General features: G+C 59.4%; 18 protein-coding genes and 6 pseudogenes. 6 read left to right on the top strand and 18 right to left on the bottom strand.

Features of this window, described 5'->3' with window-relative positions; genetic code table 11:
• Positions 1-100: 100 nt before the first annotated feature.
• The 8 genes and pseudogenes from metK to NKH05_RS28515 all read right to left on the bottom strand — a co-directional run bounded on the left by metK (position 101) and on the right by NKH05_RS28515 (position 8852).
• Positions 101-1276 (bottom strand): methionine adenosyltransferase, encoded by a 1176-nt coding sequence (gene metK / locus NKH05_RS28480; protein WP_352973361.1) that lies wholly within the window; start codon positions 1274-1276, stop codon positions 101-103.
• Positions 1277-1384: 108 nt separating this feature from the next.
• Positions 1385-2642: pseudogene (gene glyA / locus NKH05_RS28485) on the bottom strand (serine hydroxymethyltransferase).
• A gap of 916 nt (positions 2643-3558) precedes the next feature.
• On the bottom strand, positions 3559-4383 hold the full coding sequence (locus NKH05_RS28490) for a hypothetical protein (RefSeq protein ID WP_353026667.1): 825 nt from the start codon (positions 4381-4383) through the stop codon (positions 3559-3561).
• Positions 4384-4613: 230 nt separating this feature from the next.
• A complete protein-coding gene (locus NKH05_RS28495) occupies positions 4614-5357 on the bottom strand; it encodes a hypothetical protein (RefSeq protein ID WP_353026668.1) in 744 nt (247 codons plus the stop codon).
• Between the two features lie 37 nt (positions 5358-5394).
• Complete coding sequence (locus NKH05_RS28500; protein ID WP_023679689.1) at positions 5395-5517, bottom strand: hypothetical protein; 123 nt, start codon at positions 5515-5517, stop codon at positions 5395-5397.
• A gap of 15 nt (positions 5518-5532) precedes the next feature.
• Complete coding sequence (locus tag NKH05_RS28505) at positions 5533-7065, bottom strand: Fic family protein (RefSeq protein ID WP_353026670.1); 1533 nt, start codon at positions 7063-7065, stop codon at positions 5533-5535.
• 385 nt (positions 7066-7450) lie between these two features.
• Positions 7451-7588, bottom strand: coding sequence for a hypothetical protein (locus NKH05_RS28510; protein ID WP_353026671.1), 138 nt, complete (start codon positions 7586-7588; stop codon positions 7451-7453).
• 103 nt (positions 7589-7691) lie between these two features.
• Positions 7692-8852, bottom strand: coding sequence for a porin (locus NKH05_RS28515; RefSeq protein ID WP_353026672.1), 1161 nt, complete (start codon positions 8850-8852; stop codon positions 7692-7694).
• Between the two features lie 1045 nt (positions 8853-9897).
• On the opposite strand from NKH05_RS28515, the gene hemN reads away from it, so the two are divergent.
• Positions 9898-11238 carry an oxygen-independent coproporphyrinogen III oxidase gene (hemN, locus tag NKH05_RS28520; RefSeq protein ID WP_353026673.1) on the top strand — a complete coding sequence of 447 codons (1341 nt, stop codon included), beginning with the start codon at positions 9898-9900 and terminating at the stop codon, positions 11236-11238.
• 227 nt (positions 11239-11465) lie between these two features.
• On the opposite strand, the pseudogene NKH05_RS28525 reads toward hemN, so the two are convergent.
• A pseudogene (locus tag NKH05_RS28525) lies at positions 11466-11806 on the bottom strand (PIN domain-containing protein); the annotation flags it as partial.
• 734 nt (positions 11807-12540) lie between these two features.
• Here NKH05_RS28525 and NKH05_RS28530 point away from each other — a divergent pair.
• Positions 12541-13227, top strand: coding sequence for an isopentenyl transferase family protein (locus NKH05_RS28530; protein WP_352458542.1), 687 nt, complete (start codon positions 12541-12543; stop codon positions 13225-13227).
• A gap of 166 nt (positions 13228-13393) precedes the next feature.
• On the opposite strand, the gene NKH05_RS28535 is transcribed toward NKH05_RS28530, so the two are convergent.
• Positions 13394-13678, bottom strand: a complete 285-nt coding sequence (locus tag NKH05_RS28535; RefSeq protein WP_352452632.1) for a hypothetical protein — start codon at positions 13676-13678, stop codon at positions 13394-13396.
• Positions 13679-13887: 209 nt separating this feature from the next.
• Between NKH05_RS28535 and NKH05_RS28540 the strand changes: the two are divergent.
• Positions 13888-14097, top strand: a pseudogene (locus tag NKH05_RS28540) (IS630 family transposase); the annotation flags it as partial.
• A gap of 73 nt (positions 14098-14170) precedes the next feature.
• Here NKH05_RS28540 and NKH05_RS28545 read toward each other — a convergent pair.
• Positions 14171-15133 carry an NUDIX hydrolase gene (locus NKH05_RS28545; RefSeq protein WP_352780615.1) on the bottom strand — a complete coding sequence of 321 codons (963 nt, stop codon included), beginning with the start codon at positions 15131-15133 and terminating at the stop codon, positions 14171-14173.
• A 203-nt stretch (positions 15134-15336) separates the two neighbouring features.
• On the opposite strand from NKH05_RS28545, the pseudogene NKH05_RS28550 reads away from it, so the two are divergent.
• Positions 15337-15530: pseudogene (locus tag NKH05_RS28550) on the top strand (3-methyl-2-oxobutanoate hydroxymethyltransferase); the annotation flags it as partial.
• Between the two features lie 246 nt (positions 15531-15776).
• Positions 15777-16376 carry a cold-shock protein gene (locus NKH05_RS28555; protein ID WP_353026675.1) on the top strand — a complete coding sequence of 200 codons (600 nt, stop codon included), beginning with the start codon at positions 15777-15779 and terminating at the stop codon, positions 16374-16376.
• Here NKH05_RS28555 and NKH05_RS28560 read toward each other — a convergent pair.
• From NKH05_RS28560 to NKH05_RS28570, 3 genes and pseudogenes are all read right to left on the bottom strand, one after another.
• Positions 16351-16901, bottom strand: a pseudogene (locus NKH05_RS28560) (ABC transporter transmembrane domain-containing protein); the annotation flags it as partial. The gene NKH05_RS28555 and the pseudogene NKH05_RS28560 sit on opposite strands and share 26 nt — an antisense overlap.
• 32 nt (positions 16902-16933) lie before the next feature.
• Positions 16934-18589, bottom strand: coding sequence for an MFS transporter (locus NKH05_RS28565; RefSeq protein WP_353026676.1), 1656 nt, complete (start codon positions 18587-18589; stop codon positions 16934-16936).
• A 1587-nt stretch (positions 18590-20176) separates the two neighbouring features.
• Positions 20177-21259, bottom strand: a complete 1083-nt coding sequence (locus NKH05_RS28570) for an HPP family protein (RefSeq protein ID WP_353026677.1) — start codon at positions 21257-21259, stop codon at positions 20177-20179.
• A gap of 258 nt (positions 21260-21517) precedes the next feature.
• Between NKH05_RS28570 and NKH05_RS28575 the strand changes: the two genes are divergently transcribed.
• A complete protein-coding gene (locus tag NKH05_RS28575; RefSeq protein ID WP_353026678.1) occupies positions 21518-21919 on the top strand; it encodes a hypothetical protein in 402 nt (133 codons plus the stop codon).
• Positions 21920-21981: 62 nt separating this feature from the next.
• Here NKH05_RS28575 and NKH05_RS28580 read toward each other — a convergent pair whose 3' ends face one another.
• The 4 genes and pseudogenes from NKH05_RS28580 to groEL all read right to left on the bottom strand — a co-directional run.
• Positions 21982-22137: a hypothetical protein gene (locus tag NKH05_RS28580; RefSeq protein WP_352452640.1), complete on the bottom strand. Its 156-nt coding sequence runs from the start codon at positions 22135-22137 to the stop codon at positions 21982-21984.
• A gap of 98 nt (positions 22138-22235) precedes the next feature.
• Entirely contained in the window at positions 22236-22403 is a 168-nt protein-coding gene (locus NKH05_RS28585) for a hypothetical protein (protein WP_353026680.1), read from the bottom strand.
• A complete protein-coding gene (locus NKH05_RS28590; RefSeq protein ID WP_352503077.1) occupies positions 22354-22509 on the bottom strand; it encodes a hypothetical protein in 156 nt (51 codons plus the stop codon). The genes NKH05_RS28585 and NKH05_RS28590 overlap by 50 nt, the downstream gene beginning before the upstream one ends.
• 185 nt (positions 22510-22694) lie before the next feature.
• Positions 22695-22897 (bottom strand): annotated as a pseudogene (gene groEL / locus NKH05_RS28595) (chaperonin GroEL); the annotation flags it as partial.

A 22897-nucleotide genomic window follows, 5' to 3' on the forward strand; every position in this document is an offset into this window, starting at 1 on the left:
TCCGCGAAAATCCCGACGGCTTCTTAACACGGCGGCCGGCCGGCCGGGTCTGGCGAGTTGGAATGGGCTTTCCGGATGCCAATCCATTCGGCGCCAGCCCTCACGGGGCGGCAAGTCCTGCCTCGCGACGCAATTCGTCGGCCCTGTCTGTCTTCTCCCAGGTGAAATCAGGCTCTTCACGGCCGAAATGGCCATAGGTCGCGGTCTTGCGGTATATAGGGCGTAGGAGATCAAGCATCTTGATAATGCCTTTCGGTCTGAGATCGAACAACTCAAGAATGAGGCGCTCGATCCTTCTTTCCTCAACCCTCGCTGTCCCGAACGTGTTGACCATGGCAGAAACCGGACTGGCCACGCCGATTGCGTAAGCAAGTTGCACCTCGCAGACGTCCGCAAGTCCGCTAGCGACGATATTCTTTGCGACATACCGGGCCGCATAGGCAGCTGAGCGGTCAACCTTGGACGGGTCCTTGCCCGAAAAGGCGCCGCCGCCGTGACGACCCATCCCACCATAGGAATCGACGATGATCTTGCGTCCAGTGAGACCGCAGTCGCCGCGCGGCCCGCCGACTACGAACCTCCCCGTCGGGTTGACCAGAATTCTGATGCCTTCCGTCTCCAGGTGGGTCGGCAGGACAGGCTTTATGATTTCCTCAATGACGCCCTCGCGGACCGTCTCTTGCGAGACCTGCTCGTCATGTTGGGTCGATACGACGATGGTATCCAGGGCGACCGGGCGCAACCCGTCATAGCGCACTGAGACTTGGGATTTCGTGTCAGGACGCAACCAGCCAAGCTGTCGTGCTTTCCGGACATCTGCCTGTCGTTTCGTCAAGCGATGAGCGAGCTGGATCGGCAAAGGCATCAGAGTATCGGTTTCGCGGCATGCGTAGCCGAACATGAGGCCCTGATCTCCCGCTCCCTGTTGGAGGTCCTGCCCTCGTCCCTCGTCAACGCCCTGGCTGATGTCGGGCGACTGCTCGGTGAGTGCATGAACGACGGAGCAACGCCGGCCGTCAAAGCCGACGGCTTCATCGTCGTATCCAATATCCAGAATCGTATCGCGCGCAACTTGGCTATAATCCACCCGCGCATCGCTGGTAATCTCGCCAGCCAGAACGACCATCCCTGATTTTACCAACGCTTCACAGGCGACGCGCGCCTTGGGATCGGTGCGGAGGATGGCATCGAGGATGGCATCCGAGATGTTGTCGGCCAACTTATCCGGGTGTCCCGCGCCAACCGATTCGGAAGAGAACACGAACTGCCTAGCCATGAAATGCCTCGCTTCGGGTGTTGGAGTTGTATGGGGCATGTTGCTTAGCCCACCTTACCTGTCGGTGATGCCCGGGACCTCGAACGCAGCGCACAAGTCGGCAACGTCTCATCGCACGCAGGCATGGAGATCTTCGTCGTCTGGCTCGCCGGAGGACGGAGTCAATGAAGCCAGCAATTTGCACCGTTTCCACATCGCGCATGCCCATTGACGTCACTGCTGGCGCCGGATGGCGCGGGTCGCCCGGCACCATATTAAAGCTCGTAATGATGCCTGCCTTCGCTAACCGCTTGGCATAGGCCTTGCCTGATAGTGGTCGATCGCGAAGATCAAGGATCAGCATGTGATTGTCAGTGCCCCCGGTGACCAGGTCATAACCTCGGTCCAGAAGCGCCTGGGCCAGAGCCTTGGCATTTTTGCCAATCTGTTGGCCGTAACTGCGGAAGGACGGGTCCGCGGCTTCCCGCAAAGCGACAGCTAGCGCCGCGATAACATTCATATGGGGGCCGCCTTGCAGTTGAGGGAAGACAGCGCGATCTATTCGTCTGGCGAGATTGTATTTGCCCTTCGAATGATACAGCGCTTGATAGCGATCTTCATTCCTTGACAAAATGAAGCCACCGCGGGAACCGCGGATCGACTTGTGAGACGTGCTGCTGACGACGTCGCAATGGGGTACGGGATTCGGATGCACTCCAGCGACAATCAGGCCACTGATGTGCGCGATGTCGGCCACGAGGTAGGAGTTCGCTTCCAGGGCGATTTCTGCCATTGCCGCGTAGTCAAAGACACGCGGGTAAGCAGTTCCGCCGACCCAAATGAGCCGCGGCCGTTCCCGCTTGGCTGTCTCGCGCAAGCGGTCATAGTCAATCTGCTGTGTCTTTTCATCTAGTCCATAGGGGACGCGCTTATAGTCTGTTCCGGAAAAATTGATGGCCCAACCATGAGTGAGGTGGCCCCCTTCCGGAATTGGCAAACCCATCACCTTGTCACCGGGGCTTAAAAGCGCTCGATAGACAGCCTGATTGGCCGGCGAGCCGGAATAAGGCTGGACGTTGGCGTCTTCGCTGCCGAATAACGTGTTCAAGCGCTCAATGGCGAGGTTCTCAAGCTCATCGACGATCTCGTTTCCCGCGTAGTAGCGCGCAGCGGGGTACCTCTCGGCGTACTTGTTCATGAAAATCGAACCGGTTGCTTCCAGCACGGCCGAGGAGGCAAAGTTCTCAGATGCGATCAGTTTGAGCGTCGTCCGCTCCTGCCGCTCCTGCCTTAGAAGCAGTTCGTGAACGCGGCAATCAACCGCGGCCAATCGAGACCGTCCGTAACTGTCGGGCTGCGCGATGGCGCCGTCGGCGGAGTTGTCCATGGTAGCTTCGCGCTCCAATTGGATTGATCTATTTCACGGTCAAGCATGCGGTCCCCTTCGGCCGCGTGTCTCGTACCGCTTCGAGCCGTTGAAGGTCTCGTTTGTGATAGCCATCGCCGTGGGGCAGGAGATCAACCAACAATTGAACCAGCCCGCCGTCCTTACCTCCTGTTTTGAGATTGTACGAGCACCACGGACGTTGTTCGTTGCAGTAAAGAAAGTCGGCTCTGGCCAGCAGCCGGACGTGTCGTACAACGTGCTCACGACGCAGACCCAGAATCTCCGCTAGCTGGCAGACAGTTAGGTCCGCGTGCGCGCAAAGGCCTAGAATTCGAAGGCGATCTAAATGCGCTGCCGTCCGTAGGCGACTGACCAGTGTCAGCATTGGTCAGGACCAAGCCACTTGGAAAGCCTGGGCACTCGTCCTACTGAATTTGTCATTTCGCGTTCTCCACAGATGTTGCAGCTTTCGAACCAAATAATATGGTTGCTTGTCCACCGACCGGACAATCTCGGTGGCCGTGAAGATACTGTTTTGAGCCGATATGGCTGTGTCGAACAAACAAGATGGGCGCTCTTCTTGCCATTGCCTTTAGCCGAAATTGCACGCAGTTCGGCGGGTCGGAGAATAAGCCACGGTTGGGACCCCACTGACTCAAACGTTGCAATAAGCCTACCATTCACAGCGAACCGGAGTTGCTAAGAGTCTATGAATTTCCTTGAAGGATCTGTTGCAACGTTTGCGCAGCCCGGTCTTGCTCCCGGCTTGCAGCGGTCAATCTCGTGCAGACTGACCGTGATGCAAAGATGACAAGGAAGGTTCGCTTTCAATCCGATCTTCTTCCTGGCCAAGTAGTTCGAGTCTCATAACTGTGGCCTAGACAAAAGCTGGGCTAATCAGCGAGGTATGATGTCGTTAGCGTGGTTGGGCCACCAGCAGGTCGACGCCAAGATCGACACGCGCAATTTCCCGCGCTCCGAGAATGTCAGTGACTGCGCGCTCTTCCTCGGGCGGTCTGGCTGCGCCGTCTAGAATCTGAATGCGTCTCGCGCCGACCCGTTCAGCAATGAGCTGTTCGGCTTGCCGCATTGACGGCGAAGCAAGCTCAAGTACGTTTTCGCGCATCTCACGGCGCCGCCTCGCCGACTTCCGCAAAACGCTTCTCGGCGAACTGCTCCTTAAAGAGCGCAGCGAGATCATCAAATGTTTGAACTTTGGTGGGCTTGGGTTTCGAGCAAAAATATCCAGTTGCCAGTCCAGGATTATAGGCAAGGCTGTACGCTTTGTCGTCTGGCAAGGGCCCAATATCCCTGGTGAGACGAAAATGGACTGCCGTGCTACGGTTGCTCCATTATAAGAGCGGTCGAAATCGCTGATGTTTGCAATACAAGGAGCCGCATAGAAGACGTTTGACGGATAGCGCGCCTCAAGCCGAAGAAGCAGTTCATGCTGACGCGACACATCCCTGCGCATCATCGCAATCCGAAAAAATGGTATCGACAAACCGGGACAATGTCCGCTCGCAATCTCAAACGCAGTTCCTCGCTTCATCAGCTCCGGAAGCTTGTACTGGAAAAACAGCGGAACCCCTGGGAAATTGATGCGGATGTCAACGCCAGAATGCCCCTCCTGTATGAGGTTTGGAAAGACCGGCGCGCCTACAGGTGCGGCTGACGATGACCGGATAAGGTTTTCGGTGAAGGCATACCCAAATGAGAACTCCGTGTAGCCCACCTTCATTCAATTCTGCTTTCGTGCTGAAGTTTATCCGGGGCTCTTTGCCTGCAGCCGAGCAGACCATATAACAGAAAAAGCTATGCATATTTGCGATAGTCTGAGCTTATCGATTCATCGGATAGATATTTAAAGAGCTCACCCACTCTTCTGTGCTGCTAGAATGGGAATGGGAAGCTTCTGATTGATCTGGGTCGAGTTCCAGTTGATTTTGGTAAGCGACAAAACCTCCTGCGCTATCTCAGCGATTCCCGGCGCAGATCGCCGATAAGTTTCGGGCTTCGCGAACAGCGCCAGAGTGCGTAGCCGATATCTTCAACCGGGGCGGCGGCTTCTCCCTCGCCAGTGCCGAGCGCGATCATATGCGTTGCGCATTCGGCCAGCGCGCCGTCAAGGCGCCCCGCTTCCGTCGCGCTGCCGTAAAGGTCCAGGAACCACGCCAGCGAATAAGACCAGTCGGCAGGCAAGTCCTGCCCATTGTGATCCCTTGCGACGACGGCCACGACGGCGTTGCGGCCTTCGGGCGTGCGGGGCTCTATCCCAAGGATCGGGTATAATTCGGGTGTGGGCTGCTGAAGGATACGCGCCGGCACGAGCGACAGTGCTTTCTCCAGCGAGGGAGGAAAATCCTCCAGTTCTTCGGCCAGTTCGGCAGCTTCTCTCCTTCGTCCCTCGCGGCGCGCTTCTACATATTCTGCCGCAACCACGGCAACGGTGCGCTGCGCCCGTTCAGCGGTGCTGGTGGCAATCAGCTCGGCCGGAATGTCACCATCCTTGATCGCCCAGTGCGTACGGTGCTGTTCCAACTGTTGAATGCCCAGCCGGTCCGCAATTCTCAACACCGCTGACCGGTCGAGAAAGGCATGTTTCGGATCGGGCTCGAAGGTGAAGGCCAGTTCGTGTCCGCGCCGAACGATATTGCGTATGCGGCTGTGCCGGACCACGCGCGCGTGCGGGCCTCCCGCCCCGACTTCGTACATCAAAAGCGCCGGGATTTCCTCCAGCCGGCGCAATGTTTCAGGGCGCGAGGTCGATAGCCTCGGCCTCGGCGCCGCTAGATTCCTTGAACCGGTCAATGGTTGACGTGAACGGCGGCGTTTCCCACCACTCGCCGTGGCCCGAGACAAGCAAGTTAAACATGGCACACCACCGACCTCACGCCGCCTTCTCCATAGACCACTTCACCCGTTCGGCGAGAAAGGCGGCGAACGTTTTCACATTCATATTGCCGCTCGCCTCCTCCAGCCCTGCGAGGTAGGCCTTCCGGTCATCGACTCTGACGACTGTCCAGGGGTAACCGCCTGAAGCCAGCATCGCGTTCATGAGGAACCGCGCCATTCGTCCGTTGCCGTCCGGATAGGGGTGCACATAGCCCACAAGCCAATGCCCCAGCACGGCACGCACGGAGGCCTCCTTCTCCGCCTCCAGCAGGTCGAACAGCTCATTCATACCATCGGCCACCGCTTCGGTACGCGGCGGCACGTGCTGCGAGCCGCGCAGGTACACAGGGTGATTGCGATATCCCGCAAGCGCGCTGGCTTTGAGGATGCCGGCGGTCACTGACGGCGCGAACAGCTCCCGGTACCACTCCCGGTGAGTGTCCCGCGTCAACGCGCCGGCTGGCTTGCCGTTGATGATCGCGGCAACAGAGTCTTTGACCTTCTGGAATGCGAGGTAGTAGCCACGCGCGGCAAGCGCATCTCGGTTCTTGCGGTCCTCTTCATCAATCTCCGGATTCCAGCTCCCCTCGCGCACCCGGTCGATGAGTTCCGGGGTGACGCTGTACCCTTCTATCGACAGCGAATGGTAGGCGTCGCTTTCGTAGATATCCTCGACGAACTTCATATAGGCGTCTTTGTCGGACGGCAGTCCGGGTGCCTTCGGGAATATCTCGATGATGGCTTCGCGCTGCGATTGCCAGATCCCGCGCAGGCGGGCGACCAACGGCGGTACGCCCGCCGCAATAGTTGTCACTCCAATTTGTCCCGCGAACGGATCGGATTCGCGCACGTCATAGCCGGCGGCTTTGAAGGCGGCCACGATTTCATCGGCAACAGAGTCGCGTCCTACGCGACGGAAGGCCCCCGCAAGCCGTCCCGCCACGGCGGAATGGCCGCCATCAAGCAGCAGGGCCAGAACGGTTGATACGTCGCGCACCGACGCCATGGCGATCTGCATCTCGATAGGGGCGCGCTGGAAGAACGCTTCCGGCACCCGGGTAAGGGCGGCCTCGACAGTGAACAGGCGCTGGCCGTTTTTCTCTGTCAGTTCGGCCGGCATCTCCTTGACCTTGAGGTCATAGAGCGAAGTGCCGAACAGCAGGTCGATTTTGTTATTCGTGCCTTTGGGGGTGTTCACCACCACCTGAGGCGGAATAGTGGGCGCTTCCGCGTGCAGAAGCAGCGACTGCTTCGGTGAGAGGAACCAGTCCTTGCCGAACCGGTCATTGCAGTAAAGGGAGCAGAACTCCCAGAAGCTCGCGTACCAAGGGGCGGTGTCTTGCTGCCGTGCCTGCGGGCCGGTCGACATGAGCCAGCCTTTGATAACATCGCGCAGGAACCCGTTCTGCAGCAGCCGCTCCCGGTGGACGCGGGTCAGCTCATCTGATTTGAATATGCGCCGCCCACCCTCCTGCAGCTCTTTGAGGACGGCCAGTGATACAGCGAGTTTTTCATGGGGCTTGGCCATGGCCGTGCCTTTGCAACTTTTTTAGAGCTGTGCGATTACAAGTATATAGTGCTGATAGGCGACAAGTCAATGATGCTGTGGAGTTGCAAGTTTTTTAAGTCGTGCGATAACAAGTTTTTATGCGATAATCGGCAAGTGCGATCGTTTCCATAGCCGCGCGAAGGATCGTTACCCGGATGGGCCGAGACCCAGCTCCCCCGCAGGCTACGCACGGGCTCGGGGCGAGCCTAGAGCCTGGCCCTCCGAAGCGCTTCGAAGGAGGACGCGCCTCTTTGAAAAACTCGCCCGTTGTGCATCGTGGGTACCCGTAAACGCGAATTCTCAAAGGAAAGACGCTCCTTACCTCTCCCTCCCGCCACGATCATCACGGCCGCGCCCGCGCTCACTACGCCGTGACGCCCGCGAGATCGCTGCACGCATCTGATCGGCCACCAGACCGGGTTGCAGATGAAGGGATGTCCGTGACGCTGCCGTGTGTTTGCACCGTCACCGCAGTGACGGCAAGGCAGCTGCGCACGCCCATGGAGGAGAGCGTCTCGATATCGCGCGCGATTCCGGCACCCCACTGGAGTCCGATCCGCCGACGACAAGTACATGCGATGCCTGCCTCAGCGCCCTTTCATCCGTTAGAATGAGCGTTCGAAACGCAGGATTCCGCCGACACTGCTCTTCTTGTTGGCGTTGGTCCAATTCATGTTGGAAGCGCCGTCCACCTTGCCGACGGCGAAGTTACCGTATCGGCCATAGTCGAGTTCCGCCGTAACTGTGAAATCTGGAAGAAACGCATAGGCGACGTTTGCAGCGACACTATGGTTCTTGAGCTGATCACCGGAGAGCTGAAGGTTGAACGAAGTTGTCTCGTTGAGCTTGTAAGTGGCGCCAGCCCAGAAAGCCCAGTTCCCGCCCCAACTCTTATAGAAGCCGCGACCATGAGCGTCGATGGCGTTCGTGGAGTCGTCGTTGAGCTTGCCGTTGGAACCGTAGCCGAGCATTCCGAACAGCAACAGTTCGTTGGTGACATTGATGTCGACACGGACCTTGGCGGCCACCGATTCGTAGTTGCTATCATAAGCGGCAACGCCGGTGATCGCGCCCCAGCCATGTGTGTATTTCAAGCCGCCGACTACGTGCGGTGCGTAGCTGTCGATTGTGCCGACCACGCCCGAGCCTTCTTCGAGCGAAACCACGGCCGAAAAGCCGTTCCCGGCGTCGAAGTAGTACTGAACCACATTGGTATCGAAAGCGCCGTACGGAACCGGCGTCTGGTTGAGTACGTCACCCGCGCCGCCAATAAACATGTCGAAGGCCGACCAGTCCTTACCAACTCGGAGGCCACCAAGCTGAATCCAGGCAAAAGTCAAGGTGCTGTCTCCGTTGAAGGCATAGGACCGAGAACTGTCCGAAACCGAAGTGTGGCGGTTGCCGAAGTTCATGCGGGTTTCGGTGTAGGTCTTCAACGTGCCGAGTTCGGTCTCCTGGCCGGTCCAAGTTTTCAATGTGAAGCGCGTGTTGTTTTGCCATGTGCCCTGATGCTCACCAGTCCTCACATCCGAGGTTCTGGCGTGATCAACCAATCCGACATGGCCCAAGCCGACGTCGTAACGGACATAGCCGCCGATGCGCACGCAGGTCTCAGTGCCTGAAATGTAGACGTAGCCCGAGCCGTAGACGTCGCAGACTTTAACGTACTCAGTCGGGTCAGGCTCGGCAACGGCGGTCACGGCGCGAGCGTCGGAAACGGCAATCAGTGCCGCAGTTGAGCCGAGGAGGAGGCTCCTAATGTTCATTGTTGATCTCCGTTCAAAGAGTAAAAGGAATGGACGTCAGTGATGAACTCTTGCTAAGGAAACAGTCGATAACGATGCGCATTGAGTTGAATTTGAGAAGTTTTGATGCGCTCGTCACGCCAGATATTCATCAGAAATTGAGAATATGATTGGGTGTTATTGTTACAAATATGCGATTGTTATTACAAATATAATAATCGCCGAAACGACGCCATCCAACATTTCTGTACAAATCATCCCCGTCATCTCCGCTAGTTGTGGGCGGCCGTCACAAAGGCTTCTACTGCAAATGACGTGCCATCCTGACGACGCAGCTGCGGCTTGAAGCTCAAGTGTGCCGGCGGACCTTGGTTCGCTCTTCCTTCCTTTTTGCCTTGCGGATCAACCCAAGCACGAACGGCAAACGTTTCGGCTACGGTTCGTCTGTTCGCTTCGCGACAGTTTCGTTCAATGGCGACAGCTTTGTTTGCTGTGAGCCCCGACGTTGAGACATCATGCGGCGGCACCGCTCGGTACGACGCCGTCATTTTGGCGAGCGCGATGATCGGTAATCACGCGCTGAACGCGCAGCCTTGCCTCCACCACGGAGTCAGTAGGCGCGCCGGCCTTGGCATTGCGGCCGACCTGACGGTCGCGTCGAGCAGCCTCTCGTCCTGATAGACGGCGCGCCACAGCTAATGCTTCTTGCCAGCAATTCACACAACGAGCTCATCGAGATGCCAGAGATCACTATGGGGCTGCGCTAGCTGGCGAGCAAAGTCTGGTCCCAACGCCGTGTTATCTCGTTGGATGCGGCAGCCGCGCTCAGCAGAATCTACTCGACCAGGCGCAGGCTGAAGGGAAGGGATGGTGGAACCAAACGGTGCGCGTGAGGGTCGCGGCGGGAACAGCCATGGCCAGTCGCTGACCGTCCAGCCAAGACTGAACGGCCGCTATTGCTGAGAAATACAAGTTTCGAGACCAAAGCGGAACGGACTGACATAGCGCAAAGACACAGGCGAGCGCAGCGGTAAGGTTGGTGGTTATCAGCATGGGACGGTAACTGTTGCAGACCACAAAATATCGCGAGGCCGGCCTGCCTTGGTACACTATCTATCCGACTGTGTCGGAGTTCTCTGGGGCGGTCGGCGCCGAGGCTTATGAGGAATGGCTCAGGAACCTGCCGGCTGACGATCCGGTGTCGCTCTATTTCCACGTTCCGTTCTGCCGATCAGCTTGCTGGTATTGTGGCTTCCCCACCACCATCACCCGCCATGATGCGCCGATCCTCAACTATCTGGCGGCCCTGCGTGACGAGCTCCGTTTGGTCTCGGAGCGAGCGCCGCAGACGCTGCCCGTGAGCGACATGCATTTCGGCGGCGGAACGCCGTCTCTCATAGGACCAGCCGAGTTCCTGGCTCTGATGGAGTTCCTGCGACGCCGCTTCGCTCTCACGAAAACAGCTACGGTTGCCGTCGAGATTGATCCGCGCACGTTCACGGCCGAGATGGCCGAGGCCTTAGGAGCAGCCGGCGTGAACCGTGTGAGTCTCGGCGTGCAGAGCTTCGATCCCATTGTTCAAAAAGCAATCAACCGGGTTCAGAGTGAGGCGCAGACGTCGGCTGCCGTGGAAATGCTGCGCCGGCATGGAGTAAGCCGCATCAACTTCGACCTCATCTTCGGTCTCCCGCATCAAACGGTGCAGTCCTGCGTCGAGACCGCGAGGGCGGCGGTCACAATGCGCCCCGACCGGCTTGCGGTGTTCGGCTATGCGCACATCCCGTCGCTTATAAAGAATCAGCGCCTCATCGAGGAGGCAGTTCTTCCGGGCAGCGCTGCCCGCGCCGAACAGTATGCGGCCGTGGCCGCGACGCTGATTGCCGCCGGCTACCGCGAGATCGGGCTCGACCATTTCGCCTTGCCGGACGACGAGCTCGCGCTGGCACAGAAAACGGGTCGCCTGCGGCGTAACTCGCTGGGCTACTCGGCCACCACCTGCAGAACCCTGATCGGTTTCGGCGCGTCGGCTATCGGCCGCGTCGGCGAGGGGTACGTCCAAAACGAAGTTACACGGGATTCCTACATCCAGCACATCGCAGCTGGCCGTCTGGCGACGTCAAAGGGCTATCGCCTCACCGACGACGACCGCGTGCGAGCCGCAATTATCGAGCGACTAATGTGCGATCTCGAGGCCGATGTGCAGGCAATCTGTGCCGCCCACGAATCTGATCCGATCCGTCTTCTCGATTCAGCTGAACGCTTGGCGATGCTGGCCGAGGACGGGATAGTGGACTTCGAAAACGGTTTTGTCCGCGTACGGCGGGAGCATCGCTTTGTAATTCGCGCTGTCGCTGCCGCGTTCGATGCTTTTCTCGATCGGGATGGCCGTAAGCATAGCCACAGGTGAGGGCAAGCATCCAACCGGAAGCTAAACTCGACGCCCTCGGCCGAGGCCTGTCATGAAGCGCGCGTCAAGGATGCGAAAAGCAGAGCTGATCCGCCTATTTCATCTCATCTTCAATAACATCGACCTCGTGGCTGCCACCGAGGCGTTTCCATATTGATCGTGGTAGGTGCGGGGCATCTGGGTGTTTCGCCGTCAGCGCATGAATATCCCCGCCATGTGATGGGTCAGGAAATCGCGGTGGCTGCAATCAGCCCGTCCATCGATGACAGACCGCGACCACGCCGCTTCGCGAGGCCCGTCAGGTCGCCCCAGGCCAGGGCAACCAGTTCGTCCACGGGCAGGACTCTCGGCTCGAAGCGCTGCGGCAGGTCCCGGGCGAGCCATCCGGCCAGTGCGTCACGTTTCCGACCTTTGTCCATGAGGGCAGCGCCGCGCCGGATCTCGGCGATCGACACAACGCTGATAAATGAGCGGTCTTCATCGAGCCCGTCATCCATTCCAGCACGCGCGCGTCAGGGCTCGGCCTCGTCACCTCGGAGAGGCCATTAGTGTCGAGCAAGAGCCTCACAATGGCAGACCATGCGGTTCATCGCGTAGCCGCTCGATGTCCAGTTCGGCGTTGCGCAGCGGCGATGCGCAGCGAGTGCCCAAAAAACAGCAGTCAGCTCCCCTTCCGGAAGATCGGAGCGGACGCCACGCAAAAAGCGCCAAATCCTTGGCGCCCGCGGTCTGTGTGTTTGCGCGCTGGCGGCTTTGGTGTACTCCTGTGCCGTTTCGACGAGGCTTCCAGCCGGACCGGCAGGGGAGGAGGCTTTGGCGGCGCGGCCGGCACACGGCCCACCTCGAGGACGAGATCGACGATGTCGGGCAGATCCTCGGTCGCCTCACAAATCGGTGAGGTCGTCGGGACACCGTCTTCCACTTTTGTTGATCAGCCGCCTTCCTGGCCATGTTCCGAGACAATAAGGCGCCCGTGCGCCGCCGCCTCGATTAACCCAAGACGCGCAAGGATCTTTTGCCGGAGACAACGAGGTCACCATCCTGCGGTGCCGCGTTGCGTCACAGTCGGCATGAGATGTGCAAAGTGGACCGTCGTCAAACGTCAAACAGAGGCGTCGGTGACTGGACTGAACGACCAGAACGGGCTGCTTGCGCCCTTTCGGACTTCACAAAGTTCGAAAATGGCGTCGTTTCAGGGCATAATCGCCGCTTGTCAAAATGTTTGCGACAAGTCCGGTGAAAGCCTACCGAGTATCTTGTGCTTGGGGGGCGGTTAGTTCCGATAAACTATGCGGCATACACATGCTAATCTATTTGATTTACGGGCCGACCTGCAGCGGCAAAACAGACGCGGCAATCCAAATTGCACGAGAGACCGGATGGCCGGTAATTGCGCTGGATCGTGTACAATGCTGTCCTCAAATCGCCACCGGCAGCGGGCGTCCCTCGGATTCCGAACTGCAATCTACCCAGCGGATCTACTTGGATTCGCGCCCGCTAACCGCGGGCATCATCGACGCCGAGACCGCCCATCGTAAGCTGATAATGCAAGTGGATGAGCGTAGTTCCCAGCCGGGGCTCATCCTCGAAGGCGGTTCGATCTCCCTTCTCAATTTAATGGCGCGAAGTCAGCATTGGGATGGCGCTTTTCGGTGGCATGTAAGGCGGTTGCGGCTCGGCAACTCGGACGCCTTTCTGGAGAGAGCCAAGCGTCGGGTCACAGACATGTTTGTCACAAGAGAAGGACAACCTTCATTGCTGCAGGAACTTGCGGATCAGTGGAAGGAAGATGCAGTCCGTCTCACTTTGGAAGACGTTGACGGATATCGTTGCGCCATTCGTTTTGCGAGAGAGCACAGCTTGGCAATCAGCGAAATGCCGTGCCTTCGCAAAGAGCTCCAACAAGATCTTGTAGAGGCGATTGCGAGAGAATATCTCGAATATGCGCGTTGGCAAGAACGCGACTTTCCAGAATGGCAAACTGAGTGAGCAAGCCTCCCCGGACCTCGCCTGCGGTGCGGGCACGGTAGCTCCTGAGAATTGCGCTAAGTGGTTTGCTGAAGCAAGCTAGTGCCAGGCGACATTAGGTCCGTGTGGCAGCGGAAGGATTGCTTTCGCCACGGTGACTGCGGAGGAGGCGACATGGCTGCACTGCTCATTTCAGGCATGGGACGGAATGTACCGATGACAAAGTGCTGCGCGCTTCGTAGCGACCGCTACCGTGGCTGACTCGCGAACTACTATCCGCCAGCCCAGTCTGTGGCGTCGTCTCGGCTTTCATCGCCACCGCCTTCGCCCAGGAAACGCCCGAGGCCGCAAGCGTCGCCGTGGCAGTGCGGCACCCGGCAAGATGGGTGGTCATCGGCCCTATCTGATCGACGGGGAGCACCGTGCTTTCGTCCTGGGCGAGGTTGAGCGAGATGCCAACATGACGCTTCATCAATTGACGGCGGCACTGGCTGAACGTGGTCTCCTGCGAGCGTCGGTCGCTTCCTGCACCGCGAGGGCAAGAGCTTCAAAAAAACCGTTCTGCCGGCCGAGCAGCTCAAGCCAAAGCTGATGCGCGGGTGTGCGCAATGGATGCGCTATCAGACCCGCATTGACCCTACGCGCCTGGTCTCCCTGGATGAAACATGGGTCAAGACCAACATGGCGCCGTTGCGCGGCTGGGGTGTGCGCGGCAAGCGGCTGATGGCCCACGCACCATATGGCCATTGGAAGACGATGACCTTCATCACCGCGCTGCGGCATGATCGGGTGGAGGCGCCTTGGGTCATTGATGGACCCATCAATACGCAGGCCTTTCGCGTCTATGTCGAAACCGAACTCAACAAAACACTGAATCCGGGCGACATCGTCATTCTCGACAATCCCGGTTCTCACAAGGGCCAAGCCGTCCGCGACATCGTCAGGGCTGCTGGCGCAAGGCGGGTCAAGCCCGCGAGAGCGGCAATTTTGTTCCGGCTATCACCCTCTCGTCGAGAACGGCGTGACGGAAGCGATAAAGTTGCGCCGGCCGGCCGCCGGTTTCCGCGGTTGTCTCACCGGTCTCCTCGACCAGCTCCTGCTGCTCGATCAGCCGGCGAAAGTTCGGCTTACGCACGAGCCTGCCGGCAAGCGCCTCCACGGTGCGCTGCAGCTGCAAAAGCGTGAAGACCGGCGGCATCAGTTCGAATACGACCGGCCGATATTTGATCTTGGAGCGCAGCCGCGCAATGCCGGTCGCCAGGATGCGACGATGATCGGCGATCATCGATCTGCCCGAGACCCAGGTGGGCGCAGCGGAATGTCCGGCGCGTATTGCTTCCTCCACCATGGCGGCTTCGTAGAGCAGCTCATAACGTTGAAGCGCGAGTTCCTCGTTCCAATGGCGGTCGTCAAAGCCGAAGGCGATCGCCGCCCGCCGTCGTCGGTCGAGGCGTGTCGTACTGTCGTCAGTGCCATCCGCCCATTCCATCAGGCGCGGCCGCAATTCGTCCAACACGACCGCCGGTGTGCCGGAGCGGTGATCCTCCCACGGGAAATAGTCGTACCAGCTTCCCCAGTGTCGCCCGGCCGGGTCGCCAGCTTCGTCTTGGTGGGTGAGCGCCAGATAGCTGATAGAGACCACGCGGTCGTCAGCGCCAACCCTGTCGCGATCGGCGAAGGTGTAGAGCTGTTCGATATAGCCGAGCGGCTGGCCGGTCTGTTGTTCCACCCATCCCCTGAGGCCCGACTGCAGCGAACGGTGAGCAAGCTCGAACGGGCCGGAGGGCAGGGCGTTTGCCTGCGGGATGGTCAGAACGCAGGGGGCGCTGCTGTCCATGGCGACCACAACGGCGATCAAGTCCGCATTGACGTCGTTGGCCTTGCCTCCAGCTCCGCCTTTCCTAATCCCTTTTGCGCGATCGTCCATGGTCCCCGACGTCGTTGAGCAGAGCCCTGCCGCGTAGGCGGCTGAACCGATTGAATTCCGTTTTTGTCTGATAATTGTCGGCGCGTCAACACCACCCGTCGTGGCGATTTTAGCTCTTCGCAGCTGCACAAAAAGTGCCAACGCGACATCCGTGCTTGGGGAAGGAGGCCCATTGAGAGCGTCGATTCAAAGCTCGTCGTCGACATTGCGACGTTGTTCTCGTCGGCGACAGCGCGGCATGGTTCTCCACGGCTTGGCGTCTACGCTGGGCGTGACGCTGGAGATGATGATCATGCACGGTCAGGCCTGCCCCGTGGCCTGGAGCCGGCCCAAATGGTCGTCGACCCGCCGTTCGGTTCCTTTTGAAGAAACCCGGAGCCAGGCTTTCCGCAATGCCTGATAAAGCCCTTCCAGCGCGCCCGCGCCAGCATCATCGCACTCTCGCTCCAACACAACCTATGCGAGTCAGTAAATCGACTCGCCGGCACTATTGTTTCAGGGGAAATGAATCTAGGTTCAAAGGGTTCGGCCGATAGGCCGGGCACAGCTGCGGTCTTCACGGCCTTTTTGACATAAACGCGTCGCCCGATTGAGATTATCTTGACGGTAGCGCAGTGCGCCATCCATGCCAGTCGAGATGATCATGGGCAAATATCGAGACCATCGCGAGCCACGCCGGCATCGCTATGACGATGACCCCGTTTCCTTTTCGGAACGGACTTCCGAGCCAAGCTATTTTCAGCGCCCGCCGACCGTGACGGCAGATCCTGTCGATGCGGAGGTATTGTGGTTCACAGTCAGCAAGGGTTTTGGCTTCGTCAAACTGTCGGACGGCACGGAGGCCTATCTGCACGTGCGAGTGTTAGAGGCGGCCGGAAGCCGGGATGTTGCCGCGGGAACGACTCTCAAGATCACGGTCGAAAAAAGTCCAAAAGGTCATCAAGTCGCGCAGGTGCTGGAGATCGGCGATCACCGCGCAAAAAATCCGTCACATACGCGCGTCGCTGGAGGGACCTTCGTTGAAACCGGTGCGCAGCTGGAGAGCGGGGGCACGGTCAAGTGGTACAAACCCGAAAAGGGCTTCGGCTTCATTGCTCCTGACACCGGTGAGAAGGACGTCTTCGTTCATGCCAGCGCCCTGACGCGCTCAGGGCTCAGCGTGCTGGTGGCGGGACAGAAGGTGTTTGTCGAATGCGGGCAAGGCAAGAAAGGCTGGGAAGTCCGGAGCATTCGCCTTGCCTAGACGGCGAGGCATTGCTCGCCTCGAAGGAGATGCCGGAGAGCGTCGGGCGGCCGCCCGAGCCCGCGTAGCAGAAACCGACATTGTCGAAGCGCAGCACGCCGTCGGTGACGACGAGATCCCTGGCGCCCGCCGCGTCCTCGATGTCAAGTTCTGCGTCGAGCAACTCGAACAGCCGCGTGCCGCAGGTCGAGGCGCGCGCGAACGAGTTGACCATCAATTCGGGCTGGCGCACCGGCATCTGCAGAAATGGTCATGAAGGTGAGCAACAGGGCCAGCGTGCCGACGCTGATTTGACCTGCGATCACTTTCTGGCCACCGAACCAGAGCACCAGGCCCATGGCGGTCAGGAACGAGAAATTCATGGCGCTGGTGTTGCCGACACGGATGTCGACGCGCTCATTGGCGAGATCAAGGCGCGTCCTGCTTGGCGCGGTCGAACTTTTCCAGCTCGTGCGGCTGCGCGGCGAAGGCACGCACGACACGGATGCCGCCGAGATTCTCATCCATCACCCGGATCTTTAACGATCGCTGATGCCCAGATATGGGAAGGTCAGGCTTCAATGACGGGGAAGGTGAAGGATTGACTGGTCGGGTTTCCGGGCCGAGCTTGTCGGCCGCTCAATCGAAAGCGTCATTTGAGGCGCTTCTTCTCCCGCGTGTAACTGGAAGACACGCTCGTCCAGTTCCTTGTCTACTTCCGTGAGACGATGATTGAGGCGAAGGTAGTCGGTCCAGGTCGGCGTGCGGAACGTTTCTGTCCACTGCATAGGCTTCTGAAGGTTGCGCTGGAGCGTCCAGTTCCGAGCACCGACGCGGCTGTGTACATGACGCCGCTGCCGCAGGAGGTCGAGGAAGGCCTCGACATTTCTCTCGGCTATCAGATATTCGATCTTGACCACGATCGGGCCGCTTCTCGGCTTCAAACTGAGAGCGACAGCTGGGGCGTCGAATTCCTCCAAAGGATCGGGCTCGGACTCGCGGCGCTCGCGAAGAGGAAACAGAACGCCGGCTGCAGCGACGATCAGAAGGGCTACAGCGGAACCCTCGAGCGCCCAGGTCAGCGAATGGTTCTGGGAAACCGTGCCCCATACCCAGCTGCCGGCCGCGATGCCGCCGTCTATCAATGCGTAGTAGATCGAGATTGTGCGACCCACGACCCAGCGCGGGCTCGCCAGCTGCACGCTCACGCCAACCCCCGACCAGGCGGTGACCCAACCGGCGCCGCCCAGGGCGAGTGCAATTGCCGCCACAGCGATCGAAGAGGTCAGAGCCAGGGAGAGGGAGCACGCCGCGCAGGCGAGGCAGGAGAGCCTCATCAGCCTTTCTTGCGACAAGCTCCGTCTGAACAGGCTGTTGGAGAGGCCGGCGAAGACGGCACCGGTCCCGAAGCCAGCCATGAGCGCGCCATAGGCGAGTGGACCTCCTCCCAGCTGGTCGCGGACAACCACCGGCAGCAGCGCGAGTATGGCGATGCTCGCCAAGCCAAAGAGGGTTCCGCGCGCGATCGCTGCCTTGATTTCCGATGACATCGCCGTGAAGCGCAGTCCGTCATAGATCGCCGTCCTCATCGACTCGCGTGGAAGAGGGGACGAGCGAACCTTCCACTTGCAGCGCCAAATAGTGACCAAGGGTACGAAATAGGTGAGCGTGGTCACGGCGAATGCCGCCATGAGGCCGAATGAGGCAACCACAATGCCGCCGAGCGCCGGGCCCACAGTCCTGACAGTGTTGAAGCCAACAGAAAGCAGGGTGACGGCAGCGGGAACATCTCGTCGGTCCACGATATCGCCGACCGACGCTTGCCAGGCCGGATCATTGAGAGCACCGCCGCTTGCGATCAAGAAGCTGAAGCCAAGGATCATCCACGGACTAACAAAGCCCAGCGCTACAACAGCGGTCAGCATCGCAGATGCTATCACCATAAGGCAGCGGCCGGCGAACATAACCCTGCGACGGCTGAAATTGTCAGCGAGAACCCCGGCGAACACGGACAAAATGAAAGCCGGCAGGTTCGATGAAGCCTGCACCAGCGCAACCATCAGATCGGAAGTCGAGATGGTAGCCATCAGCCAACTGATGGCAACAGTCTGCATCAACCAGCCGAGGCTCGAGACTTGCGTGGCGAGCCAGATCGAACGAAAGGTGGGCTGCAAAAGTGGCCCAAAGGTCGTTGGTGCAGCCAAATCTTCGTTTAATCCAGCCACCCTACTCATTTTGCGACCCTTTGCTTTCCGTTATTGTCGTTTCCCATGTAATCTAGGCTGAACCGTGGCGGCTAGAAGAATAGAGAGAAACTGTTTGCCTTGCGGCACAGTTCCTCGTGATTAAGGGTTGCGGCCGAGACGCATGCCCGAGCCGGCTCACCCCGCCTTCGAAGACATCACCTGGGTGGAGCCCGGATTCTTGCTTGTAGTTTGACGCAGCATGCTTCATCAACGCGCACTTTGCCGAGCGATGCCTTTTCGCGAAACGCGACGATGTTCTTTCGTCGGAAACTCTCTCCAACGGCGTTCGATGCGCTGAGTCTGGCTTGGGGCGAGGTGAGGGCTTGCAGATCTTAGACAGGATTGATTCCTGATAGACGCAGACGGTTGCCGGGCCGCGATCGAAGAGGCGCGCGCCTTGCTGCTTCAGCTTGAACAAAAGTCTCACGCGCTCACACATGCCATCGACGACTTTCTGCTCGATCTGATGAGGCTGACTTTCATTGTTGAATGTTATGGACGCGGCTTTGAACTTTTGGCGCGAACGCTTGCCCGTAGAAGACTGGCAAAGGTCAGACTTTTTGTCGGGGGCGGTGGACTCCGCCAGGGGAGAAATGACACCCAAAGCCTGATGGCTGAAGCGACGGTCGCCCCGCGTTCCGCACAGTGGCGAAGGTAACGGCACGGCTCTTCGGCAAATGGCGCATCCTCATGGTAGCGTCTGGCCGTTCCCTCTGATGCCTCGGCCTCCCACACCTATCCGAACAGGCCCGATCCTGGAGGGTCCTCGAAGCGGGCATGAGGGCGATAGGCCGCGTGGTTGGGGTACCAAGCGTAGGCGCGGTATTGGGCTGGAAATTGGCGATGCGCGACGAAGAAGTCCGAGATCAACTCGTGCAATGGCAATTCCTAACACCGTGGACGTGTTGGAGCAGCCTCATCCTCCTAGTCAGGAACGTCATCAAGGTTATAGGATTGATGCGGCGAACCCTCGGAACTCAGGATCATGTTGACATCGCTGTTCGACAGAGCCGACTTGGCGCAAGGAAGCCACATCGTTTCGGAATTGCTTATCGCATGGTCTATCGTCGGCCTAGTCAAACCCTTGGCGCGGCGAGGAAGCGGCGGTCGTCGGCGTGATGCATGACGGGAGTCGGCGGCGCCTCACCATAGGCGAAATGCAGGAACCAAAGGAAAGGACCACCTGCATGGAATTGCGAACCGCGTCCTCGGCGTCTGAGCCGCGACCCTTGCCAACGATCACTCAACCCGCGACGTAGAGCTTCAACCCAGCCTTGGACACGCGAACCGCGCTACCATCGTTGCAGAGGAGCCGTCCACCAGATGGTTGCACTTGTAGTCCGCACGCCTTTGGTCGACATAGCGGACTGGCTCTGGCCACCGGCAAGGTTGAAGAGTGTTCCGTTGTTGCAGTCGTACTTGGCCTACGTGAACCAGATGCCTGAGCACGCGGTCGCGTTTCATGGTTGATCTACTCGTAAAAAGGAATTGTCTTAGGCGGAAGGCCGCACTTAATACCGCTATCCTATTGGCGCCCCATCGGGTTCCCGGATTGAGCAAGTCCGGATCACTATTTTATGCCGCTGCCAGCCTTGTGTCGGCCATGTGCACGCGCGCTGCCGCTGCCAGCAGGTCAGTCTGGGTGATCAGCCCAATAATGCGTCGCTCGGTATCGACGATGACCACGGCATGGCTGCGGCCGTCGGTGAGCACCGGCAGCAGGCTCATCGCCGGCGTATCGGGAGAGGCGGTGCTAGCCTTCGACATCACAGCCCTCACCGTGTCGGTCGCCTTCGTCAGCTCGCGCAGGCCAACTACACCGACCAGCCCGCCCTCGGCGTCGGTCACCGGCAGCGTCCGGATGTTGTGATCGAGCAGCAAATGACGCGCCTGGTCGGCCGGCGCATGTTCATCGACCGAAATCACATCGCGCGACATGATGTCCTCGCACAGCAGGGTGCGGTGGGAGCGCACCATCGCCTGCAACTCGACCTGCCGCAGCAGCCGCTCAAGATCGTTGCGGTCGATATCGAAGGTTTCCTCCAGCGCGCCGAGCGCGGCATCGATATCCTCGGGCTGGAAGCCGACCCGCTCCCGCGCCGGCGGATCGATGGTTCCATGCGCGCTTTTAAGGGCGGGGGCCGCCACATGTGGATAGTTGCGCCGCGACAGTTTATGGATGCCGTAGCCGAGTGCGACCAGCACGATCGAGTTCAGCGCTACCGGAACGAAGGGAAACAGCAAGCCGGAACTGAAGACGGCCGGTCCGCCGAACACCGCAGTTAAGGCGGCGGCGCCACCCGGCGGATGCAGGCAGCGCGTAAACGACATGGCGGCGATGGCCAGCGCCACCGCAATGCCGGTAGCAAGAACGGGTTCACGCACGAAATGCGCCACGATCACCCCGACCAGCGCCGAAATCGTATTGCCACCGATAATCGACCAAGGTTGCGCCAGCGGGCTTGAAGGCACGGCAAAGAGCAGCACGGCCGATGCTCCCATTGGAGCAACTAGCAGTGCGACATGTGGGCCAGACCCGTTCGCCAGCGCACTGATCACGCCAGTCAATGCGATGCCGATCATGGCCCCGATGCAGGCGAGCAGCCGCTCGCGCAGCGTTGCACCGGCAAGGATCGGAACAAAGAGACGAAACGCCATGGCATACCCTTGGGCGAGTGGTCGGAACTCCGCGCTCCGCAATGCAGGCAAAGCCACAGATTTGGAAGTTAAGCCAATTCGGAAAGTCGGCTCACGGGGGAATACTTTTGCGCGAAACGGCCATTGCCAAATGGGTGCAGACATTTTGATCGGCTAGAGAAGGCAGACGGCACGCTGATCCGCTCGAGCGCAGCTAGAGGCCAAGGGCTGCCGTGCCGCGGGCAGCCGGAAATGGGGATGGTCGGAGGTCGAGCTGGGATGGACACTAAGGAATTCAGAGGCTTCGAAAAGCGTGCTGACAATGTGGCATGGCAAGACAAATCAGGCCCTTGTCGCTCCACTTCCGAGGCGAACTCCAGCGGAGTACAGCTTCTAGCGGTGCTTGGTCTGCCTGTCCTTGCCGCCATCGGATTCGTTGGCGTCATGCTGAAACGTCCACCTGTAGCCGCTGAGAAGACGACTGCCGCCAGTGCCGTCGTGGAACCGCTATATGACGGCGGCTTGGTTACAGAGCCGGCTCGTGTCGATCGGGCGGGGGAGCCTGATGTGACGTACATGGTCCAGAAAGTGGCCAATGAAGGTGCTGGCATCGTCAACGTGATCAGGTCACGTAATAGCGGTAATACAACCGCGACCACGAGCCTCTCAGGCGTTCGATGAGGCGGGAAAATCCGATCACCAGACCAAACGCGTTTCCGCCACACTGCCACACACGAAACCGATCAGGTCACGTTCCAGGCTCGCCAGAAGATTGGAGCCAAGGCCACCTCGGCTGAACTCTGCCATGCCGCGGCCGCCACCTCTTCCAGCCGCGGTAGAAAACGTGGGTCAGCAGCGCCGGCATGGGCGAGCAACTCCCAAATCGCGAGCAGCGCCATCGACACCGCAAGCGGCCGCATATGTCGGCCGATGAAGCGGAAGGCCGGCGGTGCGATGGAAGCGCCGTGCGACAGCCTATCCCGACCTGCAATCGTGATCAGGCTGATCGTGGGGTCTCCGGACGCCAGCGTTGCAGATGGTTTTCGGCAATCGTGAGCAGGCCGTGGATCACCAATTCGGTCAGGCCGACCACGATCATGGCCGAAAGAACGAGTTCAAATTGAAAGAGCTGACGACCATAGGCCATCAGGTAATCGGAGCCCATCGAACGATGCGATGAGTTCTACCGCAACCAGGGTCTGCCAGCCGTTGGCAAGGCCTTCTCGCAGCCCTGTAAAGATCCACGGCACGGCGGAAGGCAGCACGATCATCGTGAGTTTCGACCAGCGGCTGAACGAAAGGACACGGCCAGACCCGTCTCACGACGACGCCGTTGCGCTTCGCCGCCATCAGCTGGGTAGAGGACTTGCACCTCCAAGCTGTCGATCATGCTCGGCACACAAAAAAGGGCGACCTCTCGGCCGCCCTTTCCGCTGTAGGTTGATAGGGGGCTGGATTAGAAATCCATACCGCCCATGCCGCCCATGCCACCGCCGGGCATACCAGCCGGCATGCCGCCGCCAGCCGACTCCTTCTTCGGAGCCTCGGCGATCATAGCTTCGGTGGTGACCAGCAGGCCGGCGACCGAGGCCGCGTCCTGCAGAGCCGTGCGCACAACCTTGACCGGATCGACGATACCCATGGCGATCATGTCGCCAT

It is taken from the genome of Mesorhizobium sp. M1399 (genome assembly GCF_040317735.1).
GTDB lineage: Bacteria > Pseudomonadota > Alphaproteobacteria > Rhizobiales > Rhizobiaceae > Mesorhizobium.